Raw genomic sequence first — 4,061 nt, 5'->3', positions numbered from 1 at the left:
TGCAGGGGGGACCCTGTGGGAGAGTAGGACGCCGCCGAACAATCATTCCAAAGAACCCCCCGGTCCGTAAGGATCGGGGGGTTCTTTGCGTTTCCGGGAAAGGCACGCCCACGCGACGCCGGGGCCGACCGAAGGCCGGCCCCGGCGTCCCGTGGTTACGAGTGGGGTGCGGCGGTGCCCCAGTTCGGGCGGCTCACCCACTGGTCGGCCGTTTCGGTGATCCGGGTGACGCCGGTGCCGTTGGTCTGCATCCGGTACAGGTCGGCGGTCCCGCCGGCGGGGGCCTGGGAGAAGACGATGGACGTGCCGTCGGGGGAGTAGGCGGCGGCCCCGTAGAAGACCTCGGACGGACCGGGTGTCAGGGCGTCGATGGCGCTGCCGTCGGGCTGCACGGTGTAGATGCCGCCACCGGGGGTGTAGTCGGGGCCGGCCGGATAGGTGGTGAACAGGATCCGGGTGCCGTCGGGGGACCAGCTGGCGCGCTCACCGGCGCGCAGCTCCCACGGGGTGAGTCGGCGCAGGCCCGTGCCGTCGGCGTTGACGACGTAGAGGGCCCGGCCGCTGGCGGGCTGCCCGGTCGAGCTGGTCCGGTACTCGAAGACCAGTTGCTTGCCGTCGGGCGACCAGCTCGGATTGCGGACCTCGCCGGAGTACGGCGTGTCGTTGGTGAGGAAGGTCAGCCGCTGGGCGTTGGTGCCGTCGGGGCTCATCAGGTACAGGTCGGAGTACTGGATCTGCTGGGTGGACGAGTCGATCGCGCCCCAGGTACGGCTGAAGGCGAGCTGCTTCCCGTCGGGGGAGAAGGCGGGGCCGCTCTCCTGCTCGTTGACGCAGTCGGCGGCGCCGGTCTCGCAGAGCTGGCCGATCTGGTGGGCGCCCTCGCCGTCGGCGGACACCGTCCAGAGCCGGGCCGCGCCGGTCTCGGTCTCGGTCCGGTCGAAGGCGAGGGTGCTGCCGTCGGGGGACCAGCCGGGGTGGTCGTCGCGGTCCTGGCCGGAGGGCCGGGTGAGCTGCTGCAGGGTGCCGCCGTCGGCCGTCACGGTGAAGACGGCGCTGGTGAGGCGTCCGGGGTCGAGGAAGACCCGGCCGGCGATCAGGCCGTTGTGGGCCGTGACGGGCAGGGCCGGTGCCGCGGCTCCGATCACGCCCGGGGTCGCGTTGGCGATGGCGGGGTCGGGAGTCGGGGTGGCGGACGGGGACTCCGCCCGGATCTCGCTGAGCGGGATCTCGCCGGGCTGGACACCGCACCCGGCGAGCAGGGCGGTGCCCGCCAGCAGGAGGCCCGCACCTGCGCGGGTGCGGGTGCGGGCCGTGGTGGTGAGTGGCAGCAGCCGTGTGCCGGTCATCGGCGTGTCATCTCCGTCTCTGGTGCAGGACGAGGCCCCCGGGGGAGCTGTCACTGTGTCAGATCGGGAGGGCGGGCAGGCCGCCGACACGCGACGGTCCGTGGCTACTCGGTCGCACGGAGTATGAAGAATGGATTGTTGGGTTGACGGCGCGGTGCGCCCGGCCGGCCGCCGCCGGCCCGGGGGCGTCAGTCGCGGTTGGCCCGGCGCTCGGCCTCTGCCTCGTCCTCGGCCTCGGCGACCTCAAGGGTCGGCGCGGTGCCGCCGAGGTGGGCGGGCTGCCACCAGGTGTCCTCGGGCCCGCTCGGCTTGCCCGGGTACTCGCGCTGGGCCCGGTCGAGCATCTCGCTCATCGCGGCGCGCAGCCGGCGGGTGACCATCACGGGCTTGTCGCCGGGCGCCAGCTCGATCGGCTCGCCGATCATGATGGTCACGGGGACGTGGCGCTTGGTGAGGGTCTTCGGCCGGCCCTTGGTCCAGAGCTGCTGGGTGCCCCACAGGATGACCGGCAGCAGCGGGGCGCCGGAGTCGGCGGCCATCCGGGCGGCGCCGGTCTTGAACTTCTTCAGCATGAACGAGCGGCTGATGGTCGCCTCCGGGAACACCCCGACCATCTCGCCGGCGCGCAGGGCGCGCACGGCGGCCTCGTACGCGGGCTGGCCGTCGGTGCGGTCGACCGGGATGTGCTTCATGCCCCGCATCAGCGGGCCGGAGACGGCGTGCTTGAAGACGTCGTCCTTGGCCATGAAGCGGGTCTTGCGCTTGCCGCCGCGGAAGGCGCCGAGGCCGGCGAAGAGGAAGTCCAGGTAGCTGATGTGATTGCTCACCAGTACCGCTCCGCCCTGGGCGGGGATGTTTTCGGCGCCGACGATCCTGATGCGCACGTCGAGCGCGCGGAAGACGGTCAGTGCGGCGCCGATCACCGGCGGGTACACGAGCTCTGCCACGGTCAGTCCTGACTTCCCACGGGCCCTGGTGGCCCGGTCCGGCGGTACCCGTGTCGTACGTGGGGCCGACCGGAGGCGCGGCACGCCGCGGCGGCCACGGGTGATACACGGAAATGATCCCCCGAACGAGTGCCCGCTGTCACCTGAGGCGGGCGGTCGGGCGGGTGACGGGTGTGTGACGTCCGTGATGGGCCGGCCGGGAACCTTTCCCGTCCGGTCAGGACGCGGCGTCCAGCCGGCCCTGGGAGCGGCGGACGAGCAGGTACATCTCACAGCCGAGGCAGTAGCCGAACACGGCGTTGAGGAAGGCGGCGGCGAGGGCGAACGCGGTGGCCAGCAGGCCGAGCCAGGTCACCCCGGTGAGGAAGCCGAGCGCGCCGACGGCGGCGAAGACCAGGCCGACGCCCTGGGCGAAGCGCGGCGGCCGCTCGTCCTCGGTCGCGGTGGGCGGTGCGAGCCGGGGCAGGAGCAGGGTCCGGTACAGCCAGTTGTACGGCGACCGGTGCAGGCCGCCGATGGCGCCGAGGCCGAAGACGATGCCCTGGAGGGTGAGCAGCAGGCCGCTGCCGCTGAGGAGGACGGCGCCGAGGACGGCCGCGCTGAGCGCGGCGGCGAACCTCGGGCCGCGGGGGTCTATCTGCAACGGGGGCTCCGAATCTGGATCGCAGAAGGGGGGACGGCAGGGCGCGTCACTGACAGCGCGAGGCCGTGGCCCGGCACAGGTCGACCACCCGGCGGGTGGTCAGCAGCGGTCGTACCGGGCGGTCGGAGTCCACCCGGCGATCGTACGCGGGCCCCGCCCCGGCGGTCGACCACTCTGTCGGACTCCTGGGGGGCCGGGGCAGACTGGGGGGATGACCGGGTTGGTGGTGTGCGTCGTCGTGCTCGCGGTGGCGAGCGCGTTCGGGCTGCTGCGGGCCCAGCGCGACGGGAGGCTGCGGGTGCGGGCGAAGGACGGGGCGGTACGGCTCTCGGCGGCGGACCTGGGGGAGGCGCTGGGCGAGCGGGCCACCCTGGTGCAGTTCTCCACCGCCTTCTGCCAGCCCTGCCGGGCCACCCGGCGGGTGCTCGGGGAGGTGGCGGGTCTGGTCGAGGGGGTGGCGCACATCGAGCTGGACGCCGAGGAGCGGCTGGCGCTGGTCCGCCGGCTGGAGATCCTGCGGACGCCCACGGTCCTGGTGCTGGACGCGGGTGGCCGGGTGGTGCGCCGGGCGGCCGGGCTGCCGCGCAAGGCGGACGTGATCGCGGCGCTGGGCGAGGCGGTCTGATCCGCTCCGGGGGGTGCGGCGGCCCGGGTGGTGAATCCCACTCCCGATGCGCCGCCCCGTCGGGTGGTGTCGGCGGGACGCTGGGGCAGGATGAGGGCTGACGGCAGTGCGAGCCGTTCCGCGGGCCGTCCGGGCCGGGGGCCCTCAGGCCCTCGCGAGGGGGGCCGAGGGGCGGTCGGCCGGGGCTCGGCGGCGTAAGCTACTGGCCAGTAGTGTCATTCGACTACTGGCGAGTATGCTGCCAGGAAGTTCCGGACCGGCACGGGAACACGCTGCCCGGAGCGGGTGCGTGCCGAGTTCGCGCCCGCTTGCACAGCCGCAGCCGCCGGACGAGACCAGTACAGGAGACAGGCCGTGAGCTTGAGGATCGTTGTCTGTGTGAAGTACGTGCCGGACGCGACGGGTGACCGTCGTTTCGCGGACGACCACACCACCGACCGGGAGGGTGTGGACGGCCTTCTGTCGGAGCTGGACGAGTACGGCGTGGAGCAGGCGCTGCG

The 4,061-nt window shown here is 73.2% G+C and carries 4 protein-coding genes and 1 pseudogene; 2 read left to right on the top strand and 3 right to left on the bottom strand.

What is annotated here, in order from left to right; translation table 11 throughout:
• Positions 1–155: 155 nt before the first annotated feature.
• The 3 genes from ACFWA9_RS38580 to ACFWA9_RS38570 all read right to left on the bottom strand — a co-directional run bounded on the left by ACFWA9_RS38580 (position 156) and on the right by ACFWA9_RS38570 (position 2,936).
• Entirely contained in the window at positions 156–1,346 is a 1,191-nt protein-coding gene (locus ACFWA9_RS38580) for a hypothetical protein (protein ID WP_380394157.1), read from the bottom strand.
• A 188-nt stretch (positions 1,347–1,534) separates the two neighbouring features.
• Positions 1,535–2,293 carry a lysophospholipid acyltransferase family protein gene (locus ACFWA9_RS38575; protein WP_329490782.1) on the bottom strand — a complete coding sequence of 253 codons (759 nt, stop codon included), beginning with the start codon at positions 2,291–2,293 and terminating at the stop codon, positions 1,535–1,537.
• A gap of 217 nt (positions 2,294–2,510) precedes the next feature.
• On the bottom strand, positions 2,511–2,936 hold the full coding sequence (locus ACFWA9_RS38570) for a DUF4395 domain-containing protein (protein ID WP_329490783.1): 426 nt from the start codon (positions 2,934–2,936) through the stop codon (positions 2,511–2,513).
• A 211-nt stretch (positions 2,937–3,147) separates the two neighbouring features.
• On the opposite strand from ACFWA9_RS38570, the gene ACFWA9_RS38565 reads away from it, so the two are divergent.
• Both ACFWA9_RS38565 and ACFWA9_RS38560 read left to right on the top strand, forming a co-directional pair.
• A complete protein-coding gene (locus ACFWA9_RS38565) occupies positions 3,148–3,561 on the top strand; it encodes a thioredoxin family protein (RefSeq protein WP_329490784.1) in 414 nt (137 codons plus the stop codon).
• A gap of 354 nt (positions 3,562–3,915) precedes the next feature.
• Positions 3,916–4,061: pseudogene (locus ACFWA9_RS38560) on the top strand (electron transfer flavoprotein subunit beta); the annotation flags it as partial.

Source organism: Kitasatospora sp. NPDC059973 (genome assembly GCF_042737525.1).
Taxonomy (GTDB): Bacteria; Actinomycetota; Actinomycetes; order Streptomycetales; family Streptomycetaceae; genus Kitasatospora.
Note: the sequence above shows the minus strand (reverse complement) of the source record. Positions and strands in the feature narration are given on the sequence as shown.